Consider the following 21,360-nt stretch of genomic DNA (forward strand, 5'->3'; position numbering starts at 1 on the left):
GAAAAAATACAGATTCTGACGCAGTCGAATAGGCTTTTAAACGGCTGCGATGCTATCATAATTGCTGTTTTGAATCATGTCGCGAGTATTATGCAGTATTCATTTTGTCTGAACCTGAACAATGAACAAGAGACCCAAAATCTGGCTCAGGTTTTGGCGGCGCATTTCCCGCGCGGGGTGATTTATCTGATTGGGGATTTGGGCGCAGGGAAAACCACGCTGACCCGTTATCTGTTACAAAGCTTAGGTCATCAGGGATCGGTAAAAAGTCCCACCTATACCCTGGTGGAGCCGTATCAGGTCAATGGTCAGGATATTTTCCACTTTGACCTGTATCGCCTGAATGACCCTTATGAACTGGAGCTGATGGGCATCCGCGATTATCTGGATACAGCAAACGCCTTATTTTTATTTGAATGGCCATCAAAAGGTGGGGATGAAATTCCAGCACCGGACCTGATTATTAATATTCTAAAGTCTGAAGATGAACTGAGCCGCACCGCAACTCTCAACTCGTCTTCTGCCGCTTTGCAACACGCTCTGGAGCAGAATTTTACCCATGTCGGCTGATTTAAGTACACGTCGTATCCGCGCGCTTGATCCGGCACTGGCCAACCAGATTGCCGCCGGAGAAGTTATTGAGCGTCCGGCTTCTGTGGTCAAAGAATTATTAGAAAATGCGATTGATGCCGGTGCGACCGAACTGATTATCCGGGTGGAACAGGGCGGCAGTACCCTGATTGAAATTATTGACAATGGGCGCGGCATTCATCCTGAAGATCTGCCCTTGGCAGTGATGCGTCATGCCACCAGTAAAATTCAAACTGCCGATGACTTGCATGCCATTGTCAGCCTCGGTTTTCGCGGTGAAGCGCTGGCGTCCATTGCCGCAGTATCGCGTTTAAGCCTGATCAGCAGCCAGACAGATGAAGGGGTGGGCTATCAGGTCGAAGTGAATGGCACGGCTTTTGATCATCAGGAGATTGTGCCGGTGGCTGCGTCGAAAGGAACCCATATTCGGGTGCAGGATCTGTTTTTTAATGTGCCGGCACGCCGTAAATTTTTAAAAAAGCCGGGTACCGAATTTGGCCATATTGAAGAAATTGTGCGCCGTCTGGCACTGACGCATTTTGATATCCGTTTTGTGCTGGAACATAATAACAGCATCAAGCTGAACCTGCCGGTTGCTGACAGCGGCGAGCTGCGTTTTCAGCGTGTACAGCAATTGCTGGGACGACAGTTTACCGAAAATGCTTACTGGATTGATGCCGATAGTATCAGCATGCGTCTGTCGGGCTGGTTGGGCCATCCTTCCGATGCGCGGGCACAGGCCGATTTACAATATGTCTATGTAAATGGCCGGATTGTTAAAGACAAGACCATCTCACATGCGCTGCGCATGGCCTATGATGGTATTTTGCATGGTCATCAGCATGCGGCGTATTTGCTGTTTCTGGAAGTTGAACCTGAAAATATTGATGTCAATGTGCATCCAACCAAGCATGAAATCCGCTTTTTAAACCAGCGTGAAGTGCATGAGTTTGTGCGTCATTATGGCAAAGAAACCCTAGCACAGTTCCAAACTGCCAGTGCCGACTTGGCCACGGCCATGAAAACTGAAACCCCGGAGCCGGTGTTTGCGGCGCAGCCACGTTATCAGGAACAGTTCCAGCTGCATAAAGCAGCCGAAGCCATCGTGTCAGTATCTAATCAGGCGGCACCAGAATTACTGACAGATTTTAGCGATGCCCGCCCGCAAAGTGTGGATTATGCACTACCACAAGGCCAGAAAATGGCCAGTGGCCAGAATACCGGTTATAGCAATGCCTATACCGGTTCACAGCAGCTGAACAATGCGCTAAAAAGCTATCTGGCACCGTTACGTGAGCTGGATGAATCTGCATTGTCCAGCCCACAGTCGGCCGCAGGTGAGACGCAGCCAGCTCCGGTAGATGAACATCCGCTTGGGATTGCCATCGCCCAGTTACATGGAATTTACATTCTGGCGCAAAATACCGAAGGCTTGATTATTGTCGATATGCACGCGGCACATGAGCGGATTTTATTACAGCAAATGAAATCGGCTTGGGATAAGCCGGAATTCTGGACCTCACAGCAGCTGCTAATTCCTAAAGTGATTAGCATTAGCCGGATGCAGGCGATGCGGATTGAAGAGCTAAAACCGCAGCTGGCACGTTTAGGGCTGGATCTGGATCAATATGGTGATGAGCAGGTGATTGTGCGTGGGGTGCCGGCGATTTTGCATAAGGCCAATTTTGATGCGCTGATTCCTGAATTGTTGAATGATCTGGACCCGGCCGATGAAGCACAAGCGCTGCTACAAAAACGTGACCAGATTCTGGCCGGCATGGCCTGTCATGGTGCCGTGCGTGCGCATCGTATGCTGAGCCTGTCTGAAATGAACGCCTTGCTGCGCCAGATGGAACAAACCGAATTTGCCAGCCAATGTAATCATGGCCGCCCGACCTGGCGTGCCTTTCCATTGGCTCAATTAGATAAACTTTTTGCTCGAGGAGAGTAGTGGTACATGTCAAATCAATTGCCGGTCATCAATTTAATGGGACCTACTGCAAGCGGTAAAACTGCTTTGGCGTGTGAACTCTATGAACTGGGGCATTTTGAGCTGATTTCAGTCGATTCCGCTTTGGTGTATCAGGATATGGACATTGGCACCGCCAAACCAAGCAAAGCCGAGCAGGCGCGTTATCCGCATCATCTGATTGATATTATTACCCCTTTAGAGGTGTATTCTGCTGCGCAGTTTGTAGAAGATGCCTGTGCTTTAATTGATGATATGCATGCGCGTGGCAAAACCCCGATTCTGGTGGGCGGAACTATGCTGTATTTCAAGGCCTTGCTGGAAGGGTTGTCCAGTAATTTGCCAAGTGCAGATTATGCGGTGCGCGCTGAAATTGAAGATAAGGCTGCACGTGAAGGCTGGGAAGCGGTGTATGCCGAATTGTGCACGGTAGATGCTTTAGCCGGACAGAAATTTAAAGTCAGCGATAAGCAACGGATTATCCGGGCCTTGGAAGTGTTCAAGTTAACCGGTCAACCTATTACCAAACTACAAGCAGAACAGCCCAAAAATGTACCATATCGTTACACTTTTCATAATCACGCCTTGCTGCCAGATCGGGTAGAATTACATCAACGTATAGAAAAACGATTAGAAATAATGTGGTCAATGGGTTTTTTGAATGAAGTAGAGAGGCTTATTGAAAAATACGATTTAGATGAGAATTTACCCTCTATGCGCTCTGTTGGATACCGACAAGCTTTAGAATTTCTAAAGAAAAGTGATAAAAGTCTCAATAAAAAGCAGGAAATGGAGGATAAGGCCCTATTTGCAACACGACAACTTGCAAAACGTCAATATACTTGGCTCAGATCGTTGCAGGAATCGCATAAAATTCAAACATATTTTACGATAAAGCAGGCTCAAGAAGACTTGCGAAACTGTTACGGATAAAGCAAAATTTATGAACTGTCTTTTTTATAAATTTTAATTGAAAAATAAAGATAGTTTTTGCGCTGATTTTTAATTATTTTTGGAGTTATAACATGTCTAAAGGTCAAACTTTACAAGATCCGTTCTTGAATTCTCTCCGTAAAGAACGTATTCCAGTTTCTATTTTCCTTGTAAACGGTATTAAATTACAGGGTCATATCGAATCTTTTGACCAGTATGTGGTGCTATTAAAAAATACAGTAAGCCAAATGGTTTACAAACACGCGATTTCTACAGTTGTACCTGCACGTAATCCACGTCCTGCTGGTGCACCTGCTGGTGCTCAAGGTGCTGGTGGCTTCGGTGGTCAAGGTGGTGGCTTCGGCGGCGGACAAGGTGGTGGCTTTGGTGGTCAAGGCAGCTTCGGTGGTCAAGGCGGCGGCTTCGGTGGTCAAGGTGGCTTCGGTGGTCAAGGCGGCTTCGGTGGTCAAGGCGGCGGCTTCGGCGGTCAAGGCGGCGGCTTCGGCGGTCAAGGTGGCTTCGGTGGTCAAGGCGCTGGCTTCGGTGGTCAAGCTTCTGGTTTTGACAACGACTCTAAATTTGAAGATTCTCAAGAAGATGACAACAACCGTTAATCAATATTAATGGCTTAAGTCCTCTTATAAAAAACCGCTGAATTCAGCGGTTTTTTTATTGCTATTGATGGCGAGGTGAAAAGCCAGAATTAAAAAAACCAGTGCAGGCACTGGTTTTTCATTTTTTAAGACCTAGTTATTTTTACGGTCCAGGTTTGGATCTTTAATATCGACAAAGGCATTGCTGCGAATTTCACGTAACCAGCTGTCCAGTTCGGTATCAAACTGACGTTCACCTAGAATCTGGCGTGCCATACGTTCCTGGTATTCGCGGGTCATGTCCTGCTGGCGGGTATCTGTCACCTGTAGAATATGCCAGCCAAACTGGGTTTGAAATGGCTGGCTGATTTCACCTACCGGGGTGCTTTTCATTTGCTGTTCAAATTCAGGCACCATCACTCCAGGGCTAACCCAGCCCAGGCTACCGCCATCACGGGCAGAACCGGTATCGGTTGAGAAAGTACCGGCCAACACTGCAAAATCTTCACCGGCTTTGAGGCGGTTATACAAACTGTCAATCATGTGCTTGGCATTTTCTGGGCTCACCACTTCTGTTGGCTGAATCAGAATATGACGGGTTTGATATTGTGGGACCAGCGCGCGCTGTTCACCGGCTTTACGATCGACCAGTTTCAGCACATGAATACCATCATTGACTGCAATCAGCTCAGTGGTCTGACCGACGTCAAGTGCACTTACACGTGCAGCCAGTTCAGCCGGAATTTCAGAAAGGCTGCGGAAACCCATATCAGCCGATTCAACTTTGGTGGCAGCTGTGCTGAACTGCTTGTTAATGGCATTGAGGTCATTGCTGTTATTCAGTGCAGTTTTAACCTGTTCCGCGGTGGCCTGTGCATTTTCACCGGATACGCGCACATGCAACACATGCGCCTGACTGCCTAAAGCGGCCTGACCTTGCGGGGTTTTCAGGAAGTTATCGACATCCTGATCGCTAATTTTAATTCGCGACATCACGACTTGCTGACGCAGACGGTTAATTGCCAAATCTTCAGCAATACGGTTGCGTAAAGAGGCATAGGTCCCCGGTGCAATACGGTCGACTTTCTGCTGGAAATCTTCCAGACTTTTGCTGCCATTTTGTTGGGCCACACGCATCACCGCTTCATTTAAGGCTTTTTCATCAGGCTTGATGTTATAGCGTTTGACCTGTTCCAGCTGTGCCTGACGCACGATCAGTTGTTCTAAGGCCTGTTGTTGTAGATATTGAGCCGGTGGCACGGTTTTGTTCTGTGCCTGTAATTGTTGCTGCATTTCAGCAGCGGTTTGCGCTAAATCACTTTGTAGGATGACACTGTTATCCACCACGGCCACGACCTGATCTACAGTTTGTGCAAAAGCAGGTGCAGCTGAAGAAATACATAAAGCTAAGGCAGTGGCTTTAAAAAATTGTTTTAACTGTGGTGTCTTCATTAACGTTGTGTCCAAGTTTGATTAGTTCTATTAAACCCTAAAATACGGTTTTCAAGTAAAGATGCAAGTTTATTGTTGAAACTGCCGAGGCCTTTCAGGTTTAATTCGGCCATGATGGCGCGTTTCGGCTTGACGTTGTGATCGGAGACATCATCCAGATCATTATAATAAGAGCGGCCGTAGACCGAGATGCCCCAGCAGCAGGATTCATAGTTCACACCGAGTAAATATTCACGGGCGACGCTATTGTCCAAATCGTATTGGGCATGACCCAGAATACGCCAGTTGTTGTAGACCGGTTGAATGAACGAGGCCACCACCTGATCATAATGATCCTGACGGTTTGGAATATGACGACGGTTAATATAGCCGACATTGTATAAATTGCCTTGTTCACCGGTATAGAACAGGTGCAGATCGCGCTGGGCATTGTCACCGTTTGACATCCAGGCGGCATTGGCACCAATATTCAGGTTTTCGGTTAACTGGCTGGCCAGACTCACTACCGGGCCGGTGCGGCTTTCGGTATCAAAGCTGTCTTCAGTATTTTCCAGGGTCACACGGCGATCTTCAAAGAAGAAGCTTTGACCCAGGCTGGCACGAATCCGCTCTAAACCTACTTCATCAAACAGGCTGTAGCTTAAACCGAGTGACAGGAAGTTGTTGTCTTCCAGGCGGTCATGGCCGTAGAAACGGTATGGGCTAAACAGCTGGTCATAATTAATGGAAGCAGTGGCTGAATCAAAATTTGGATGGCCATCCTGCTTCTGATACGGCGCGTAGGCATAGAAGGCACGCGGGGTAATGGTTTGCAGGAAGCGACCTTCTTTTTCAAAGGTCAGACCGGCGTCCAGGGTAAACTGCGGTACCGTCACCGATTTGGTTTCGCTAGATGAATCAAACTGATTCAGCGCGTTTTGGGTGTCTTTGTCAAAGAAGGTGTTGACGTTGCGAAGTGATACTTCTGGAATCACAAAAGACCATGGGTTGCGGTAGTTATAACGTACTTTAAAATCGTTATAGATACGGGTACCACTTGGCTCATAGCTGTTCAGGTCGGTGGTACTGGCCTCCAGATTGTTAATATCTTTCTTGAAGTAAGCCGTGTCGTGGTTAAACTCGATCTGGAAACCTTGAGGATTCCCGGTTTTATAGTTCAATAAGAACTGTGGTAAACGCGCATACGGACGGTCTTCATCTGGAATAGTTGGGTCCAGCGTCTGGAAATCTTCAACTTTTAGCTGCGCTCTTAAACCCGGAATGCCATTGCGATAATTTAGTTCCCAGGCGCGGCGTAAGTTCAGGTCGGTTCTGGAGTTCGGGTTGTTGTTTAAGTCAGCAAAATAGTCTTTATCTGAAGCGTAGTTATATTCCAGATTGGTATTGAACTGCTCGTTAATCTGCCAGTTATGCAGAAAGTGAAAATCCTTACGATCTTCATCATTGTATTTATTGTCAGAGGCCAGGTAGCCGCCCCAGATCTGACCCTGACCAAAATTCTCGGTCAGATAGCGGAATTCACCTTCCAGCATCGGGCCACGGTCACCAATATAGCGTGGTGTCACGGTGGCATCATAGTTTGGAGCCAGGTTCAGGTAGACCGGTACCGCCAGTTCAACTCCACCATCATTGGTAAAGCCAAAACTCGGGGTCAAAATACCGGTAGTACGACGGTCATCAATCGGGAAGTTAAAATATGGCACTGCCAGCACCGGCACATCTTTTACATACAGTTTGGTGCCACGGGTTTCACCGCGACCGGTTTCCTGATTTAGCTTGATTTCATCGGCCTGAATTTTCCAAGTCGGTGCCTGTTCAGGCGGGCAGGTGCTATAGGTGGCATTGTTCAATACCAAGGTATTGGTTGAAGTGCGGGCAATCTTTTCCGCCATGCCATGTGCGTGCTGTTCTTCTGCAATATAGAAGCTGTTGTGTAAATCGCCTTGCTGGGTTTTCAGGTTGTAATTGATCTGGTCGCTTTGCGCCAGTAAACCGGCTTGCGCCATTTGTACCCGGCCTTCGGCACTGGCATAGGTCTGGGTCTGGTCAATGGTAATTTTATCGGCACGAATCTGGCGGCCTTGCTGGTCAATTACCACATTGCCTTCTAAAACCGAATCCCCATTAGGATTATAGTGACCATAATCAGCGGTAACGGTCGAGGTGGCTTCTTCAGCAGCAACGGCCACGGTGTCCGGGCTAATTGGCGTGACCCAGGCGCCTTGACAATAGGCTGAACTCAGCTCTTGGCCAAAACGCTGCTGGGCTTCCGGCGCGGTTTTATCGACATAATACTGTTCAAAAAACGACTGGCCCGGATAAGCATCCTGAATGCTCTGTTTGAGTTGTTGATTGGTGATGGATGAAGCGGGCTCTGTGGTCTCTGCATGACTGCTCATCGCGTGTCCACATAACAGGGTCAAGATCGCAGTCGCTAAAGGATTAAATTTAAACTGATGCTTCATTTGTCTCATTAACCAAGAGTGCTTAATCGCAATTAATTATTGTCGCATCATAGAGAAAAAGCGCAGAAGTAGCTACACTTAGCACTTTAAAAACTCAGCCTGTATTAGAATTTATTGCAAATGAATACACAACGTGAACAATTGATACAAACATGGATTACATCTGTACTCGGTCCAGATCAATTTGAAACTCATTTTTTAGCAGGCGATGCAAGCTTCCGTCGTTATGCACGAATCAAATTGAATAATAAAACATTTATGCTGATGGATGCACCACCAGAAAAAGAAGATTGTGGTCCTTTTGTGACGATTGATGAATTTTTTGATGCGCATGGTGTACGCGTGCCGCATATCATCGCCAAAGATCTGCAGCAGGGCTTTTTGCTACTGGAAGATTTTGGTGATGTATTGCTCTCGACCCTGTTAAATGAACAGACTGTCGATGACTACTATGCACAAAGCTTTAAGCAGCTGATCCAATTGCAGTCCATTGCTGGCGAAGGCCATTTCCCGGACTATTCCTATGAAAAACTGATCAGTGAAATGGAGCTGCTCACCGACTGGATGTTGCCCTCATTACAGATTCAGCCAACCGCAGAAGAGAGCGCGTTAATCAAGCGTACCTTTGCTATTCTGGCCAATGCGGCTTTGGCCCAGCCACAAGTGATTGTACATCGTGATTTTCACAGCCGGAACCTGATGAAAATTGCAGGTGAAACCGAACTTGGGGTGATTGATTTTCAGGATGCGGTAATTGGCGCCGATACCTATGATCTGATTTCAATTACCCGTGATGCCTACGTGCAGTGGAATGCAGATCGTGTCTATCGCTGGTTTAAAACCTTTTATGATTTGCTGCCGGAAAGCGCCAAGCAGGAGCGTGATTTTGAGCAGTTCAAGAAAGACGCCGACCTGATGGCGATTCAGCGTCATATCAAGATTCTGGGTATTTTTGTGCGCCTGTTCGAGCGTGATGGCAAATCGGGTTACTTAAAAGATTTGCCGCGCGTGATGTGGTATCTACTGGAAGAATCGCAGCCTTATGCCGAATTGCAGCCTTTTATGCAGTTTATTCGTGAAAAAGTTATGCCGGCATTTGAAGCCAAATATGGCCGTTATGAGGTAGCTGCCTGATGAAAGCCATGATTCTTGCTGCCGGTTTAGGTAACCGGATGCGTCCTTTAACCTTGCATACGCCTAAACCCTTGCTGGAAGTGGGCGGTAAGCCGCTGATTGTTTGGCATATCGAAAAACTGCAGCGCATTGGCGTAACCGAAATTGTGATCAATACCGCCTGGCTGGGTGAAAAACTGGCTCAGGCTTTGGGGGATGGCAGCCAGTTTGGCGTTAATATTCTCTGGTCGCATGAAGGCGAAGGTCTGGAAACCGCAGGCGGGATTATTAACGCGCTGCCGCTGCTCGGCAATGAGCCCTTTATTCTGGTCAATGGCGATGTCTGGACCACCATGGATTTTGCGCCATTATTGTCGGTACAGCTAGAGAGTCAGCTGGCGCATCTGGTGCTGGTGGAGAATCCGGCGCAGCATCCGCAAGGCGATTTCACCTTATCGGAACAAAAAGCTTATACCTTTGATCAGGGTAAATCGGGTGAAAATCTGACCTATAGTGGTATTGCCGTGATTGATCCGCAGATGTTCCAAGGCCTGGAAGGTGGCAAGCGTCCATTGGCGCCGTTATTGAAACAGGCCATGCAGGATGAAAAAATTGCCGCCAGCAAATTGCAGGGTGTCTGGGTTGATGTTGGCACTCCTGAGCGATTAAATGCACTGGATCAACAAATTCAGCAAGGTGTGTACGCTTAAGTGCATATTCACTAAGCACTCGCTGCTGTGACTTGGCAGATAAATCGGTATACTTTCAGCTAACTTTTTCGAGACGTTCATTGTTTATGCATACGTTTTTTCAGGAACTCAAGCAGGGTAGTCAGGCCTTGGGTTTAGAGCTCAGCGATGAGACTTTAAATTTATTACTCCAATATCAAGATGCTTTGGTGCTATGGAACAAAGCGTATAACTTGACCGCAATTCGTGATCCGAAAGAAATGCTGGTCAAGCATTTGCTCGACAGCCTGAGTATTCTCAACGATTTACCTGCCGGCCGTTTGCTGGACATTGGTACCGGTGGCGGTATGCCGGGCATGATCATTGCCTTATGTCAGCCGGAACGTCAGTGCGTGTTGCTGGACTCGAATGGCAAAAAAATCCGTTTCTTGAAGCAGTTTATTGCCGATCTGAAACTGCAAAACGTGGTGGCGGTCCAAACCCGAGTCGAAAATGAAGACAGTATCCGTGAGTTAGGCCAGTTTGATGTCATCACCAGCCGTGCCTTTGCATCTCTGACCGATTTTGTGGCGGCATCAAAACCGTTTATGCATGGACAGAGTATTATTGCTTCCATGAAAGGTCTGATTCCGGCCGATGAGGTTGAAGCATTGAAAGATGAGTTCAGCTGTGAAATTATCGAGCTAAAAGTTCCACGTCTGGACGAACAGCGTCATCTACTTTTATTAAAACATATTTAATTCATTCTAAGGATTGGGGTTACCATGGCACAAATTATTGCGATTGCGAACCAGAAAGGTGGTGTCGGTAAAACTACAACCGCAGTAAATTTGGCAGCATCGTTAGCTGTTTTGAAAAAGCGCGTTTTACTTGTGGATATGGATTCACAGGGAAATGCCACGATGGGTTCTGGTATCCAAAAAAACGACCTTCTATATTCCATTACCGATGTGTTGCTGGGCGAAGTGCCAATTGAAACGGCCATTACCAAATCGGAAGTGGGTTATAAGGTTTTAGGTGCAAACCGTGATTTGTCCGGTGTGGAACTGGCTATTGCCGAGCAGGAAGGGCGCGAGTTTATTCTGCGTGATGCACTGGGCGAAATTGAAAAAAGTTTTGACTACATTATTGTCGATTGTGCGCCAAGCTTAAGCTTAATTACCGTGAATGCGCTGGCTGCGGTACAGGGCGTGATGATTCCAATGCAATGTGAATACTATGCGCTGGAAGGTCTGGCCGATTTAACCCAGACCATCGACCGGATTCAGCAGGCTTTAAATCCAGAGCTGGAAATTATTGGTGTGCTGCGAACCATGTACGATGCGCGTAATGCATTAACCCGTGATGTGTCTGAAGAGCTGCAACAGTATTTTGGCAAAAAGCTGTATGACACCGTGATTCCACGTAATGTGCGTCTGGCCGAAGCACCGGCGCATGGTTTGCCTGTAATTTATTTTGAGAAAAGTTCAAAGGGTGCAGTTGCTTACCTGAATCTGGCAGCTGAAATGTTAAAGAAAAGCAAAGTGAAAAAAGGAAGTAAAGCATGACCATAAAAAAACGCGGACTCGCCAAAGGTCGTGGTTTGGATGCCTTACTTGGGTCGATCCAGAAAGAAAAATTACAACTTGAAGCCCAGTCTTTGGATCATGGTCAGCTAAAACAGATTGATGTGCATTTATTAAAACGGGGTGAATATCAGCCACGCCGTTTTATCCATGAACAGGACTTACAGGAACTTGCCGCCTCGATTGAAAAACACGGGGTCATGCAACCGATTGTGATTCGTCCGATTGATGACGAACAGCATCCGTATGAAATTATTGCTGGTGAACGTCGCTGGCGTGCCGCACAGCTGGCGGGACTCACCGAAGTTCCGGCAATTGTCCGTGACCTGACCGATCAGGTGGCGATTGCACTGGCTTTAATTGAAAATATTCAGCGTCAGGATCTGAATCCGATTGATCAGGCCATGGCCTTGCAGCGCTTCCATGACGAGTTTGGTCTGAGCCATCAGGAAATTGCCGACACCGTCGGTAAGGCACGAACTACGGTCAGTAACCTGTTGCGTTTGTTGACTTTAACTGAAGAAGTTAAAGACCTGATGCAGCAAGGGCTGCTGGATATGGGCCATGCGCGCGCCATTTTGACCTTAAAAGCCAAAGATCAGCTGAAAGTGGCTGAACTGGTGATTGAAAAGAGTTTGTCGGTCCGTCAGACCGAACAGCTGGTGCGTGACTGGAGCGCACCAAAAACAGAAAAACCAAAAGCAGAACCGGCACCGGATATTCAGCAACTGACACAACGTCTGTCAGAGCGTTTCAGTGCCAATGTCAAAATTGATCATAACAAGCAGGGTAAGGGGAAGCTGGTGATCAGCTATCACTCCTTAGAAGAACTAGATGGTATTTTAAATATCTGCTTGGCTGATTAATTTTTATTGTAGATTTATTGGGGAAAATCGAATGTGGGAATTGGTAAAAGCAGGCGGCTGGCTGATGCTGCCGTTACTGTTGTGCTCTGTGTTTACGCTGGCCATCAGTATTGAGCGTTTTTTACGTCTTAAGCGTGCCGGTGTGGTGCCGAAAGCCTTGCAATTACAAACCGGACAGCCGGTGCAAGGCGTGTTACAGCAGTTGCAGCAATCGGAAAATTTACAGCACAGTACTTTGGGCCGAATCTTTATGGCTGGTGCGCAAAATAAACACCAGTCTGAACAGTTTGCGCGTGCGCAGATGGAAGCGACAGCCTCTCAGGAAATTGGCTATCTGGAAAAAAATATTAATTTCCTCGGGACTTTAAGTGCTGTGGCGCCGTTGCTGGGCTTATTGGGGACCGTTCTGGGGATTATTGAATCTTTCCTGATGATTGATATCAGTTCAAGCAATCCGACTTTAATGATTCCGGGGATTTCCAAAGCACTGATTACCACCGCAGCGGGTATGCTGATTGCAGTGCCGGCTTTATTTGCTTACCGTTATTTCCAGCGTCTGGTACAGGAATATGTGGCCGAGCTGGAACAGCAGGCGACATTGTTTCATGCTGCGCTGTTTCATCAAACCCAGATTGTTGATGAAGACATTAAAAAAGCAGGCTAAGGTGACCTATGAAATTCAAACGCTCGCAAGTGGAAGATATTCATATTAACCTGACACCGATGATTGACTGTTTGCTGTTTATTCTGGTGTTCCTGTTACTGTCCACCAGTTTTAACCAGTTTAGCCGGATGAACCTGACCTTGCCGGAAGCGCAAGGGGTGCCACCGAAAGCCTATGACCAGAAAGTCGAGGTGGTGGTCGATGCTTCCGGGCATTATTCGGTCAACGGGCAGGCGCTTTCCAGCAAGGAAGTTGCTGATTTAAATACAGCAATTAAACAAATTTCCAATGATCGACGTGATTTAATGTTTATCATTGCGGCAGACGCGAAAGCTTCTCATCAGGATGTGATTCGTGTCATGGATGTTGCGGGACAACTGGGTTTCGTCAACATTAACATCAGTACGAAAGTACCAACTCGAGGCTATTAGTGAATCCGGATTATAAAGTCTACCTGCGTCTACTCGGTTATTTAAAACCTTTCTGGGGAATCGCGATTCTGGTTGTGGTGGGTTTTGCCATCAATGCGGCGACTGAAGTTTCAGTGGCCAAGTTGCTGGAAAAAATTATTACGGCAATTCAGGAAAAAGACTACACCTTCACCCACCTGTTTCCTTTTCTGGTGGTGTTGCTGATGTTTTTCCGTGGTGTCGGCCTGTTTCTGGGCGGCTACTATACCGCGGTCATTTCACGTAATCTGGTGTTTAATGTGCGCCAGGAAGTATTTGCCAAATTGCTGCGCTTACCGTCGCAGTATTATCTGGACAATACCAGTGGCCACATTACTGCCAAAATCATGTATAACGTGGAGCAACTGACAGCGGCCTCCACCGAATCTTTACGTACCTTGCTGCAACAGGGTTTAATTACCATCGCCTTGCTTGGTTACCTGTTTTATAGCAACTGGCGTTTGACCATCTGTATCCTGATTTTTGCCCCGCTGATTGGCCTGTTAATCCGGAAAGCCGCCAAGCGTATGCGTAAGCTGTCAATTCAGGTGCAGGATACCATGGGTGATGTGAACCATGTGGTGCAGGAAACCGTTAACGGCAATCTGGTGGTGAAAGGTTTTGCCGGTCATCAATACGAGCAGGAACGCTTTAAACAGAACTCACTGGAAAACTTGCGCCGCGGCCTGAAAATGGTAGCTGTGCAGCAGCTCAACAGTCCGGTGGTACAGCTGATCATGTCGATTGCACTTTCCATTGTGATCTGGATTGCACTGCGCCCGGAAATTTTACGTGACACCTCAGCTGGTGAATTTGTGGCCTATATTACTGCTGCCGGGATGCTGAGCAAACCAATTAAAGCGCTAACCGATATCAACGAAAAACTGCAACGCGGTATGGCGGCGGCGCATTCTGTATTTGAACTGCTGGATATGCCGGAAGAAAAAAATACTGGTACCTTAACTCCAGCCTTAAAAGGCAATATTGAATTTGATCAGGCCAATCTGGTCTATGCCGATGGCCATCATGCCATTCATGACTTTAGCCTGAATGTTAAAGCCGGTGAAACCGTGGCACTGGTCGGACGTTCAGGGGCGGGCAAAAGCTCACTGGTCAATTTGCTGGTGCGTTTTCAGGAATTATCTTCAGGCGGGATCAAACTGGATGGGCTGGATATTCATCAGATTGAACTGAATAGCCTGCGTACCCAAATTGCCATGGTCAATCAGCAGGTGGTGCTATTTAATCGTACCGTGCGTGAAAATATTGCGTATGGTCAGCTGGAAGGTGCGTCGGATGAAGAGATTATCGCGGCGGCTAAAGCGGCGTATGCGCATGATTTTATTATGGCCTTACCACAAGGCTATGACACACCACTCGGTGCGCAGGGTTTAAACCTGTCCGGTGGTCAGCGTCAGCGTATCGCGATTGCCCGTGCTATTTTGAAAAATGCACCGATCCTGATTCTGGATGAAGCGACCAGTGCATTAGACAATGAATCTGAATACTTTATTCAACGTGCCTTTGATGCAGCGATGCAGAATCGTACCACCATTGTCATTGCACACCGTTTATCTACCATCGAAAATGCCGACCGTATTGTTGTGATGGATCAAGGGCGTATTATTGAACAGGGTACCCATCAGGAACTGTTAAACCAGCAGGGTGCTTATTATCAGTTGCATCAGCGCAATTTCGAGGAATAATCAGCCATGTCATTTGCACAATTCATTCAGGACGCTTGGAACAAGCAAGCCAAATGGTTGGTTGTGCTACGGCCGTTGGCGCTGTTATATCGTGGTGGCAGTGTGCTGAATCAGAAGCTGTATGCTTCGGGGATGAAAGCAGCCTATACCGCACCAGTGCCGGTGATGGTGATTGGCAACATTACCGTAGGCGGTAGCGGCAAAACGCCGCTGCTGATTCATCTGGTTAATTATCTGCATAGCCTGAATGTGCGTGTTGGCGTAATTAGCCGCGGCTATGGCGGCAAAGGCCCATTCCCGGCCTATGTTGATTTTGAATCGACGCCGGACATGGTCGGCGATGAACCCTGTCTGATTGTACAATCTACCGGTGCGCCAATGGCGGTCGGTGCCAATCGTCAGCAGAGTATTGAATTGCTGCTGTCCAGACATGAACTGGACCTGATTATCAGTGATGATGGTTTGCAACATCTGGCGCTCAATCGCCAATTGGAATGGATTGTGCTGGACAATAACCGCGGTCTGGGCAATGAAAAAATTCTGCCTGAAGGTTATTTGCGAGAGCCGAAAAGCCGCCTGAATACAGCAACCGTGATTGAACATGCGGCACAGCCAAGTTCAGCGCTGAATATGCATCTGGAAGTGGCTGAGCCTTATTTACTTAATGCCATAGAGGGTAAGGTGTTTAATCCGCAAGAGGCTTTTTATGCCGTGGTTGGGATTGGTTTTCCGCAGCGTTTTTATCGCACCTTAGAGTCGATGGGCATCCAGCAATTCCAGTGCCACGAATTTCCAGATCATCATGATTATGAAATTGATGACTTGCAGTTTGAAGATCATCAACCGATTATTACCACCGAAAAAGATGCGGTGAAGATTTTGCCCATGCTGAAACAGTATCCTGATTTTAACCGGGAAATCTGGGTGGTGCCGGTTGAAGCGGTATTGTCACCTGCTTGTTATCAGGTTTTGCATCAACAGTTAGCGCAGCTGGGTTTGACCCTGAATGAAGGACAGTTATGAAACACATCGTTATTCCTGCACGTTTTGCCAGTTCACGCTTACCGGGTAAGCCCTTACTTGAAATTCATGGCCGTCCCATGATTTTACGGGTGGTGGATCAGGCCAAAAAAGTTGAAGGTTTTGATGACTTATGTGTGGCGACAGATGATGTGCGTATTGCCGATGTCTGCCGCGCTGAAGGGGTGGATGTGGTCTTGACTTCAGCGGATCATCCTTCTGGGACTGACCGTTTAAGTGAAGTAGCGCGGATTAAAGGCTGGGCCAGTGATGACATTATTGTCAATGTGCAAGGTGATGAACCTTTGTTGCCCGCGCAGCTGGTGAAACAGGTGGCGCAGCTCTTGGTCGATCAGCCTGGCTGTTCGATGTCGACACTGTGTGAACCGATTCATGCACTGGATGAGTTCCAGCGTGACAGCATTGTCAAAGTGGTGATGTCCAAGCACAATCAGGCTTTGTATTTTAGCCGCGCGACCATTCCTTATGATCGTAACGGGGCGAAAAATGCCGTGCCGCAATTGCATGATCAGGCTTATCGTCATTTGGGCCTGTATGCCTATCGGGTAAAACTGTTACAGGAATATGTGACTTGGGAGATGGGTCTGCTGGAGCGTCTGGAAAGTCTGGAGCAGCTGCGGGTGCTGGAAAATGGACATCGGATTGCGATTGCCGTGGCTGAAGCCAATTTACCACCGGGTGTCGATACCCAGGAAGATCTGGATCGCCTGAATACGCTTGATCTTGCGCATTTTGAATCGTAGAGCTGGCCATGCAGAATGAAGTGACTGCGCAGATTTATCCCTGGCAGCAAACAGTTTGGGATACACTAACGGGCAGATTTCCCCAGTTGGGCCATGGACTGCTGTTTTATGGTAAAAAAGGTTGTGGCAAAGAAGCTTTTGCGCAGCAGTTTCTGGCCTGGATTTTGTGCCAGCATCGTCATGAGCGCAATCTGCCCTGTGGCGAGTGCGGCAGTTGTCAATGGTTAAAATCAGATACGCATCCGAATTATGTTTATATCACGATCGATGAAGAGAATAAAAAACAAAACGCGAAAATTAAGATCGAGAAGATCCGTGATTTATTACCATTTGTGCAACAAACCGTAGATGGCTGGCGGGTTATTGTGATTGAGCCGGCAGAAGCCTTGAATATTGCCTCTGCCAATGCCTTGCTAAAAACACTGGAAGAACCCGGCGAGCGGGTGGTGATTATCCTGCTGGCCGATCATTACCTAAAGCTGCCCGCGACTATTCGCAGTCGTTTACAGCATTTTGCCCTCGACCGGATTGCCCCGGAACTGGCCCATGATTTTTTAAGCCAGCACTTGCCGGAAAGCAGCGAGCAGCAAAAACAGCTGCTGATGAACCTGTCCAATCAGATGCCGCTGCAAGCCATTCAGGTGGCCGAGCAGGACTGGTTCTTTAAGCGCGCTGACTTTGTGCAAGACTGGCAAAAATTGGTCAGTCAAAAAAATTTGCCGATGGCAATTGCGACCAAGTGGAATAAAGAGCTGAGTTTTAGTGAATTTGGTCAGATGTTTGAATACTTGTTGTCAGATTTGATTTGTGTCAAGCTAAATCAACCGGTGAAAAACATCGACCTGACACTAAGCGCGCTGGCCGAGCAGTATTCGCTGGAAGCATTATTTGATATTTATAGTGATATACAACAATCAAAACAGATGACAGAGCAGAATGTTCAAAGCAATCTGATTCTTGATCAGCTGTGTATAAAATTGATGAATCTTTAAGGGGAAACAGTATGCAGCCACGTATGGGCGGAATTATCCAGGCCAATATTCCAGATCTAGAAACGCTCTATTTAAGTTATATGCCCTATGTGGTCGATGGCGGACTGTTTATTCCTTCCAAGCAACCGGTGCAGATGGGCGAAGAAATCTTTGTACTGGCGACCTTGCCGGAACAATCACAAAAAATTCCACTGACCGGTAAAGTAATCTGGATTTCACAAAAACAGAATGGGGTGAAATTACAGGGATTTGGTATTCAACTCAGTGGTGAAAAGGGTCTGTATTACAAAGCAGAAGCAGAAAGACTACTGGCAGGACTTAAGTCTTCAAATCGAAACAGTTACACTATGTAGTCTGTTCTAAGTTGTTGTAGGAAACGCCTGTGTTTGTAGATACGCATTGTCATTTAACCATGCTCGATTTAACTCCGTATGATGGAAATCTGGATCTGGCATTGGCGCAGGCGCGAGAAGCCGGCGTATCTAAATTTATGAGTATTTCGGTCGATCTGGATGACCATATCGAACTGGCAAAAATTGCCGCACGCCATGCAGATGTCGGTTATACCGTGGGTGTGCATCCTTGTGAAGATGCGGCCACCATGGCGCGTGCCACCACAGACTATCTGGTCGAGCTGGCACAACCGGAAAAAGTCTGGGCGCTGGGGGAAACTGGACTGGATTATTATCACAGTACCGATTTTATTGCCGAGCAGAAAGACTGTTTTGCCCGACATATCCATGCCTCGCAAATTGTAAAAAAACCGGTGGTGGTACATACCCGTTCAGCCAAGCATGATACGGTTGATATTATCCGCGCAGAAAAATCAACCCATGGGATTTTGCACTGTTTTACCGAAGACTGGGAAACCGCCAAAGCGGTACTGGACTGCGGTTACTATGTCTCTTTCTCGGGTATTGTGTCGTTTAAAAATGCCCAGGATTTACGGGATGTGGCCAAGCAGGTGCCGCTAGATCGTGTCCTGATTGAAACCGATTCGCCGTATTTGGCGCCAATGCCATATCGTGGTAAATCAAATGAACCAAAATATGTCCCATATGTAGCCAAAGCCCTGAGTGATGTATATGATAAGTCACTGGAAGAGATGGCTTTCATTACCATGCAGAATTTTGAAAACCTCTTGAACCAAAAGTAAAAATCTAGAAATTTTTAAAACTGACCGATAAGTGCATAAGAGAGAGTTTATAGGGTGAAGATGGATCGTCAGGCTCAATTTCGAGCAAGAGAAACCTTAATTTTTCAAGTGGCAGAGCAGTTGCTATTAGAAAATGGCGAAGCAGGGATGACGCTTGATGCCTTGGCTGCAGAATTAGACCTGGCCAAAGGCACGCTTTATAAACATTTCCAGAGTAAAGACGAGCTGTACATGTTGCTGATTATTCGTAATGAGAACATGCTGCTCGAAATGATCAAGGATGCTGAGAAAAAGTTTCCTGAACATTTGGCCTTCTTTATGCTGCATCACTTGCATCATCCAGAGCGCACGGTACTGTTCCATCAGATTGAAGAGCGCCTGTCGACTACCGGTATGGGCATCAACCATCTGTTTAATGAGCTGTATCAGGTGCGTAAACAGCGCTTACGCCTGATTATTCGCATGACTGAGCATTATCTGGAATCAATTCAGAGCAAAATGTCGGTGCGTGACTATCTGGCTTCGATCTGGTCCTTGACGCACGGCGCGGCGGCCATTCTAAACTCCAGTTTCTATCAGCGTTACCTGGGTTCACGTGACACCTTGCGCGTGGCCTATATTGACCAGGCACTGGCCTTGCCGAAACAAGTTCAACATCTCGAACAGATCGCTTAAACCTCATGACTAGATCGCATCACTTCTCATCTGTTCGTGGTTTTACACTCATTGAATTGATGGTGGTGATTGTGGTCATGGCCATTGCCGCCTCACTGGTGCTGATGAATATTGGCGGGGTGGACCAGCGCAGCGCCATGCAGGCACGTGAAGTGTTTTTGATGGATGTGAAGAAGCTGCAACGCGAAGCAGACGATCAATCGCGTGTGCTGGCTCTAAATGTTCAAAATGCCACCGATGTGTCACCATTTCGTTATGAAGTTCTGGAATATTTGCCAGCAACCACCGCTACCGACAGTTCAAGCGTCATGCTCAGTCAAACCGCGACCCGCTGGCAAAAATATGCCGAATTTGAGATGCAAAGTTTGCCCGATGGGGTGAGCTTTCAGATTCAGCCCTTACAACACGGCTTTGAGAATGCGCAGAATGCCGCCTTGCTGCAAGGCGATGCGCCGAAACTGATCTGGCTCGGTAATGGCGAAATTAAACCGGTACGGATTCAGTTTTATTTCGAGCAGCGTCCGGTTGGGGCTGAAATCGAAATTGATCATCTGGGTAAGATCGTGAATGAAGAATAGATTATTTTCAGCCTTCTTATCGCCTGATCTGCAAAAACTGAGCCGGCTTTTTTCCAGCTGTTCAACATCCGCGTACCGATTACGAGCATATCCGCATCAGACCCGATTCAAGCGTATTGCCGGTTTTACCTTATTAGAAGTGATGGTGGCACTGGCGATTTTCGCTACAGCGGCCATGGCGCTGACTCAAGTGGCCATGCAATATACCCAGTCCACCTCTCATGCCATTTTAAGAACCAAAGCGCAGTTTATGGCCTTAAATGAACAGGCTCTAATGGAAATCCAGCAGGACTGGCTGACGGGTACGCAATCAAAACAGGTCACCCTGCAAGGTGAAAGCTGGCAAATTGATAAAAGCGCACAGCCCACCATTAGCCCGAATGTGCAGCGGGTAGAGGTGCAGGTCAGCTTATTTAACCCCGATACCGGACAAGTAGAAGCCGGGATCACCCATTTGGTGTTTTTTAATCATCGGGTGGCGCAATGATTAAGGCTAAACGCGGATTTACTCTGGTCGAGCTGCTGGTGGCCATTGCCATCTTTGCGGTGCTGTCTGCCTTAGGCTGGAAAGTATTTGATTATCTGGTCAAGGTCAAAGACCGTAACCAGTGGCATGAACAGCAGTTAGAAGGATTGCAGGGTGCCTATCAGCAAATCTTGCGTGACAGCATTCAGATTGTACCGCTGACGGCCAACATCAATAATGATATTCAGCCAGCTTTGGTACTACAAAACGGCCGTTTTAATTTTAGCAAGACCGGTGTGACCGATCCTTTGCAGCAGGGCATTGCCCCCACTGAACGGATTGAATATCAGTACCGGGCCGATGAACAAAAACTGTATCGTCTGAAATATGCCAATTTGCATCAGTCCGGGCATGATCAGCCGGTTTCCAGTGTATTGTTGGACAATGTTAGCCAGTTTCAGGTTAGTGTGCTGAATCCGCAGGAACTGAGTAACTGGCCAGACAGCAGTATTGACTTAAATGATAATCAACAAAAACGCAAACTGCCAAAAGGCATTAAAATAAATTTAACCGTACAAGATGTACAATATGAATGGATTTTTAGCCTGTTAAATACTGACTTCCTGAAATCAGACAATAAAACCACATCATAAG

The 21,360-nt window shown here is 47.2% G+C and carries 23 protein-coding genes; 21 read left to right on the forward strand and 2 right to left on the reverse strand.

What is annotated here, in order from left to right; all coding sequences use genetic code 11:
* Window positions 1-90 precede the first annotated feature (90 nt).
* From tsaE to hfq, 4 genes are all read left to right on the forward strand, one after another.
* Window positions 91-570, forward strand: coding sequence for a tRNA (adenosine(37)-N6)-threonylcarbamoyltransferase complex ATPase subunit type 1 TsaE (tsaE, locus tag GA693_RS04165; RefSeq protein ID WP_075166770.1), 480 nt, complete (start codon window positions 91-93; stop codon window positions 568-570).
* Entirely contained in the window at window positions 560-2,542 is a 1,983-nt protein-coding gene (gene mutL, locus GA693_RS04170) for a DNA mismatch repair endonuclease MutL (protein WP_160241367.1), read from the forward strand. The genes tsaE and mutL overlap by 11 nt, the downstream gene beginning before the upstream one ends.
* Before the next feature lie 6 nt (window positions 2,543-2,548).
* Window positions 2,549-3,493 carry a tRNA (adenosine(37)-N6)-dimethylallyltransferase MiaA gene (miaA, locus tag GA693_RS04175; RefSeq protein WP_005177459.1) on the forward strand — a complete coding sequence of 315 codons (945 nt, stop codon included), beginning with the start codon at window positions 2,549-2,551 and terminating at the stop codon, window positions 3,491-3,493.
* 92 nt (window positions 3,494-3,585) lie between these two features.
* Window positions 3,586-4,107 (forward strand): RNA chaperone Hfq, encoded by a 522-nt coding sequence (gene hfq, locus GA693_RS04180; protein WP_104505486.1) that lies wholly within the window; start codon window positions 3,586-3,588, stop codon window positions 4,105-4,107.
* Between the two features lie 132 nt (window positions 4,108-4,239).
* Here hfq and GA693_RS04185 read toward each other — a convergent pair whose 3' ends face one another.
* Both GA693_RS04185 and GA693_RS04190 read right to left on the reverse strand, forming a co-directional pair.
* Entirely contained in the window at window positions 4,240-5,538 is a 1,299-nt protein-coding gene (locus tag GA693_RS04185; protein WP_016658233.1) for a peptidylprolyl isomerase, read from the reverse strand.
* Window positions 5,538-8,003, reverse strand: a complete 2,466-nt coding sequence (locus GA693_RS04190) for an LPS-assembly protein LptD (protein WP_160241366.1) — start codon at window positions 8,001-8,003, stop codon at window positions 5,538-5,540. Before GA693_RS04190 ends, GA693_RS04185 begins: the two co-directional genes overlap by 1 nt.
* 120 nt (window positions 8,004-8,123) lie before the next feature.
* On the opposite strand from GA693_RS04190, the gene GA693_RS04195 reads away from it, so the two are divergent.
* From GA693_RS04195 to gspJ, 17 genes are all read left to right on the forward strand, one after another.
* Window positions 8,124-9,137 (forward strand): aminoglycoside phosphotransferase family protein, encoded by a 1,014-nt coding sequence (locus GA693_RS04195; RefSeq protein ID WP_160241365.1) that lies wholly within the window; start codon window positions 8,124-8,126, stop codon window positions 9,135-9,137.
* On the forward strand, window positions 9,137-9,826 hold the full coding sequence (gene murU / locus GA693_RS04200) for an N-acetylmuramate alpha-1-phosphate uridylyltransferase MurU (protein WP_160241364.1): 690 nt from the start codon (window positions 9,137-9,139) through the stop codon (window positions 9,824-9,826). The genes GA693_RS04195 and murU overlap by 1 nt, the downstream gene beginning before the upstream one ends.
* An 86-nt stretch (window positions 9,827-9,912) precedes the next feature.
* Window positions 9,913-10,545 (forward strand): 16S rRNA (guanine(527)-N(7))-methyltransferase RsmG, encoded by a 633-nt coding sequence (gene rsmG / locus GA693_RS04205; protein WP_016658229.1) that lies wholly within the window; start codon window positions 9,913-9,915, stop codon window positions 10,543-10,545.
* 24 nt (window positions 10,546-10,569) lie between these two features.
* Window positions 10,570-11,352: a ParA family protein gene (locus GA693_RS04210; RefSeq protein WP_005177476.1), complete on the forward strand. Its 783-nt coding sequence runs from the start codon at window positions 10,570-10,572 to the stop codon at window positions 11,350-11,352.
* Window positions 11,349-12,236, forward strand: coding sequence for a ParB/RepB/Spo0J family partition protein (locus tag GA693_RS04215; protein ID WP_005177477.1), 888 nt, complete (start codon window positions 11,349-11,351; stop codon window positions 12,234-12,236). The genes GA693_RS04210 and GA693_RS04215 overlap by 4 nt, the downstream gene beginning before the upstream one ends.
* Before the next feature lie 31 nt (window positions 12,237-12,267).
* Complete coding sequence (locus tag GA693_RS04220; RefSeq protein WP_005177480.1) at window positions 12,268-12,900, forward strand: MotA/TolQ/ExbB proton channel family protein; 633 nt, start codon at window positions 12,268-12,270, stop codon at window positions 12,898-12,900.
* Between the two features lie 8 nt (window positions 12,901-12,908).
* Window positions 12,909-13,331 carry an ExbD/TolR family protein gene (locus GA693_RS04225; RefSeq protein WP_005177483.1) on the forward strand — a complete coding sequence of 141 codons (423 nt, stop codon included), beginning with the start codon at window positions 12,909-12,911 and terminating at the stop codon, window positions 13,329-13,331.
* Window positions 13,331-15,055 (forward strand): lipid A export permease/ATP-binding protein MsbA, encoded by a 1,725-nt coding sequence (msbA, locus tag GA693_RS04230; protein ID WP_104488988.1) that lies wholly within the window; start codon window positions 13,331-13,333, stop codon window positions 15,053-15,055. Before GA693_RS04225 ends, msbA begins: the two co-directional genes overlap by 1 nt.
* Before the next feature lie 6 nt (window positions 15,056-15,061).
* Window positions 15,062-16,078 (forward strand): tetraacyldisaccharide 4'-kinase, encoded by a 1,017-nt coding sequence (gene lpxK / locus GA693_RS04235; RefSeq protein ID WP_160241363.1) that lies wholly within the window; start codon window positions 15,062-15,064, stop codon window positions 16,076-16,078.
* Entirely contained in the window at window positions 16,075-16,839 is a 765-nt protein-coding gene (gene kdsB, locus GA693_RS04240; protein ID WP_160241362.1) for a 3-deoxy-manno-octulosonate cytidylyltransferase, read from the forward strand. Before lpxK ends, kdsB begins: the two co-directional genes overlap by 4 nt.
* Window positions 16,840-16,847: 8 nt before the next feature.
* Window positions 16,848-17,831 carry a DNA polymerase III subunit delta' gene (locus tag GA693_RS04245; RefSeq protein ID WP_160241361.1) on the forward strand — a complete coding sequence of 328 codons (984 nt, stop codon included), beginning with the start codon at window positions 16,848-16,850 and terminating at the stop codon, window positions 17,829-17,831.
* Window positions 17,832-17,842: 11 nt separating this feature from the next.
* Window positions 17,843-18,184: a PilZ domain-containing protein gene (locus tag GA693_RS04250; RefSeq protein ID WP_005177501.1), complete on the forward strand. Its 342-nt coding sequence runs from the start codon at window positions 17,843-17,845 to the stop codon at window positions 18,182-18,184.
* 29 nt (window positions 18,185-18,213) lie between these two features.
* The gene (locus GA693_RS04255; protein WP_005177502.1) at window positions 18,214-18,987 is read left to right on the forward strand and encodes a TatD family hydrolase; all 774 of its coding nucleotides are present in this window, start codon (window positions 18,214-18,216) and stop codon (window positions 18,985-18,987) included.
* A gap of 60 nt (window positions 18,988-19,047) precedes the next feature.
* A complete protein-coding gene (locus tag GA693_RS04260; protein ID WP_075166784.1) occupies window positions 19,048-19,662 on the forward strand; it encodes a TetR/AcrR family transcriptional regulator in 615 nt (204 codons plus the stop codon).
* A 5-nt stretch (window positions 19,663-19,667) separates the two neighbouring features.
* A complete protein-coding gene (locus GA693_RS04265; RefSeq protein ID WP_160241360.1) occupies window positions 19,668-20,240 on the forward strand; it encodes a prepilin-type N-terminal cleavage/methylation domain-containing protein in 573 nt (190 codons plus the stop codon).
* Between the two features lie 142 nt (window positions 20,241-20,382).
* Entirely contained in the window at window positions 20,383-20,727 is a 345-nt protein-coding gene (locus GA693_RS04270; protein ID WP_252725315.1) for a type II secretion system protein, read from the forward strand.
* Window positions 20,724-21,359: a type II secretion system minor pseudopilin GspJ gene (gspJ, locus tag GA693_RS04275; protein WP_160241358.1), complete on the forward strand. Its 636-nt coding sequence runs from the start codon at window positions 20,724-20,726 to the stop codon at window positions 21,357-21,359. The genes GA693_RS04270 and gspJ overlap by 4 nt, the downstream gene beginning before the upstream one ends.
* Window position 21,360: the final 1 nt, after the last annotated feature.

This window comes from Acinetobacter indicus (assembly GCF_009914475.1).
In the GTDB taxonomy this organism is placed as follows: Bacteria; Pseudomonadota; Gammaproteobacteria; order Pseudomonadales; family Moraxellaceae; genus Acinetobacter; species Acinetobacter indicus.

What these genes read in the sequence shown, in the direction of transcription:
- GA693_RS04270 (WP_252725315.1), top strand. Translation starts at nt 20,383, where the DNA reads ATGGTGGCACTGGCGATTTTCGCTACAGCGGCCATGGCGCTGACTCAA.
- GA693_RS04195 (WP_160241365.1), top strand. Translation starts at nt 8,124, where the DNA reads ATGAATACACAACGTGAACAATTGATACAAACATGGATTACATCTGTA.
- GA693_RS04190 (WP_160241366.1), bottom strand. Translation starts at nt 8,003, where the DNA reads ATGAAGCATCAGTTTAAATTTAATCCTTTAGCGACTGCGATCTTGACC.
- GA693_RS04260 (WP_075166784.1), top strand. Translation starts at nt 19,048, where the DNA reads ATGGATCGTCAGGCTCAATTTCGAGCAAGAGAAACCTTAATTTTTCAA.
- GA693_RS04245 (WP_160241361.1), top strand. Translation starts at nt 16,848, where the DNA reads ATGCAGAATGAAGTGACTGCGCAGATTTATCCCTGGCAGCAAACAGTT.
- GA693_RS04215 (WP_005177477.1), top strand. Translation starts at nt 11,349, where the DNA reads ATGACCATAAAAAAACGCGGACTCGCCAAAGGTCGTGGTTTGGATGCC.
- tsaE (WP_075166770.1), top strand. Translation starts at nt 91, where the DNA reads ATGCAGTATTCATTTTGTCTGAACCTGAACAATGAACAAGAGACCCAA.
- GA693_RS04250 (WP_005177501.1), top strand. Translation starts at nt 17,843, where the DNA reads ATGCAGCCACGTATGGGCGGAATTATCCAGGCCAATATTCCAGATCTA.
- kdsB (WP_160241362.1), top strand. Translation starts at nt 16,075, where the DNA reads ATGAAACACATCGTTATTCCTGCACGTTTTGCCAGTTCACGCTTACCG.
- GA693_RS04210 (WP_005177476.1), top strand. Translation starts at nt 10,570, where the DNA reads ATGGCACAAATTATTGCGATTGCGAACCAGAAAGGTGGTGTCGGTAAA.
- hfq (WP_104505486.1), top strand. Translation starts at nt 3,586, where the DNA reads ATGTCTAAAGGTCAAACTTTACAAGATCCGTTCTTGAATTCTCTCCGT.
- rsmG (WP_016658229.1), top strand. Translation starts at nt 9,913, where the DNA reads ATGCATACGTTTTTTCAGGAACTCAAGCAGGGTAGTCAGGCCTTGGGT.
- gspJ (WP_160241358.1), top strand. Translation starts at nt 20,724, where the DNA reads ATGATTAAGGCTAAACGCGGATTTACTCTGGTCGAGCTGCTGGTGGCC.
- murU (WP_160241364.1), top strand. Translation starts at nt 9,137, where the DNA reads ATGAAAGCCATGATTCTTGCTGCCGGTTTAGGTAACCGGATGCGTCCT.
- GA693_RS04265 (WP_160241360.1), top strand. Translation starts at nt 19,668, where the DNA reads ATGACTAGATCGCATCACTTCTCATCTGTTCGTGGTTTTACACTCATT.
- GA693_RS04225 (WP_005177483.1), top strand. Translation starts at nt 12,909, where the DNA reads ATGAAATTCAAACGCTCGCAAGTGGAAGATATTCATATTAACCTGACA.
- GA693_RS04220 (WP_005177480.1), top strand. Translation starts at nt 12,268, where the DNA reads ATGTGGGAATTGGTAAAAGCAGGCGGCTGGCTGATGCTGCCGTTACTG.
- mutL (WP_160241367.1), top strand. Translation starts at nt 560, where the DNA reads ATGTCGGCTGATTTAAGTACACGTCGTATCCGCGCGCTTGATCCGGCA.
- miaA (WP_005177459.1), top strand. Translation starts at nt 2,549, where the DNA reads ATGTCAAATCAATTGCCGGTCATCAATTTAATGGGACCTACTGCAAGC.
- lpxK (WP_160241363.1), top strand. Translation starts at nt 15,062, where the DNA reads ATGTCATTTGCACAATTCATTCAGGACGCTTGGAACAAGCAAGCCAAA.
- GA693_RS04185 (WP_016658233.1), bottom strand. Translation starts at nt 5,538, where the DNA reads ATGAAGACACCACAGTTAAAACAATTTTTTAAAGCCACTGCCTTAGCT.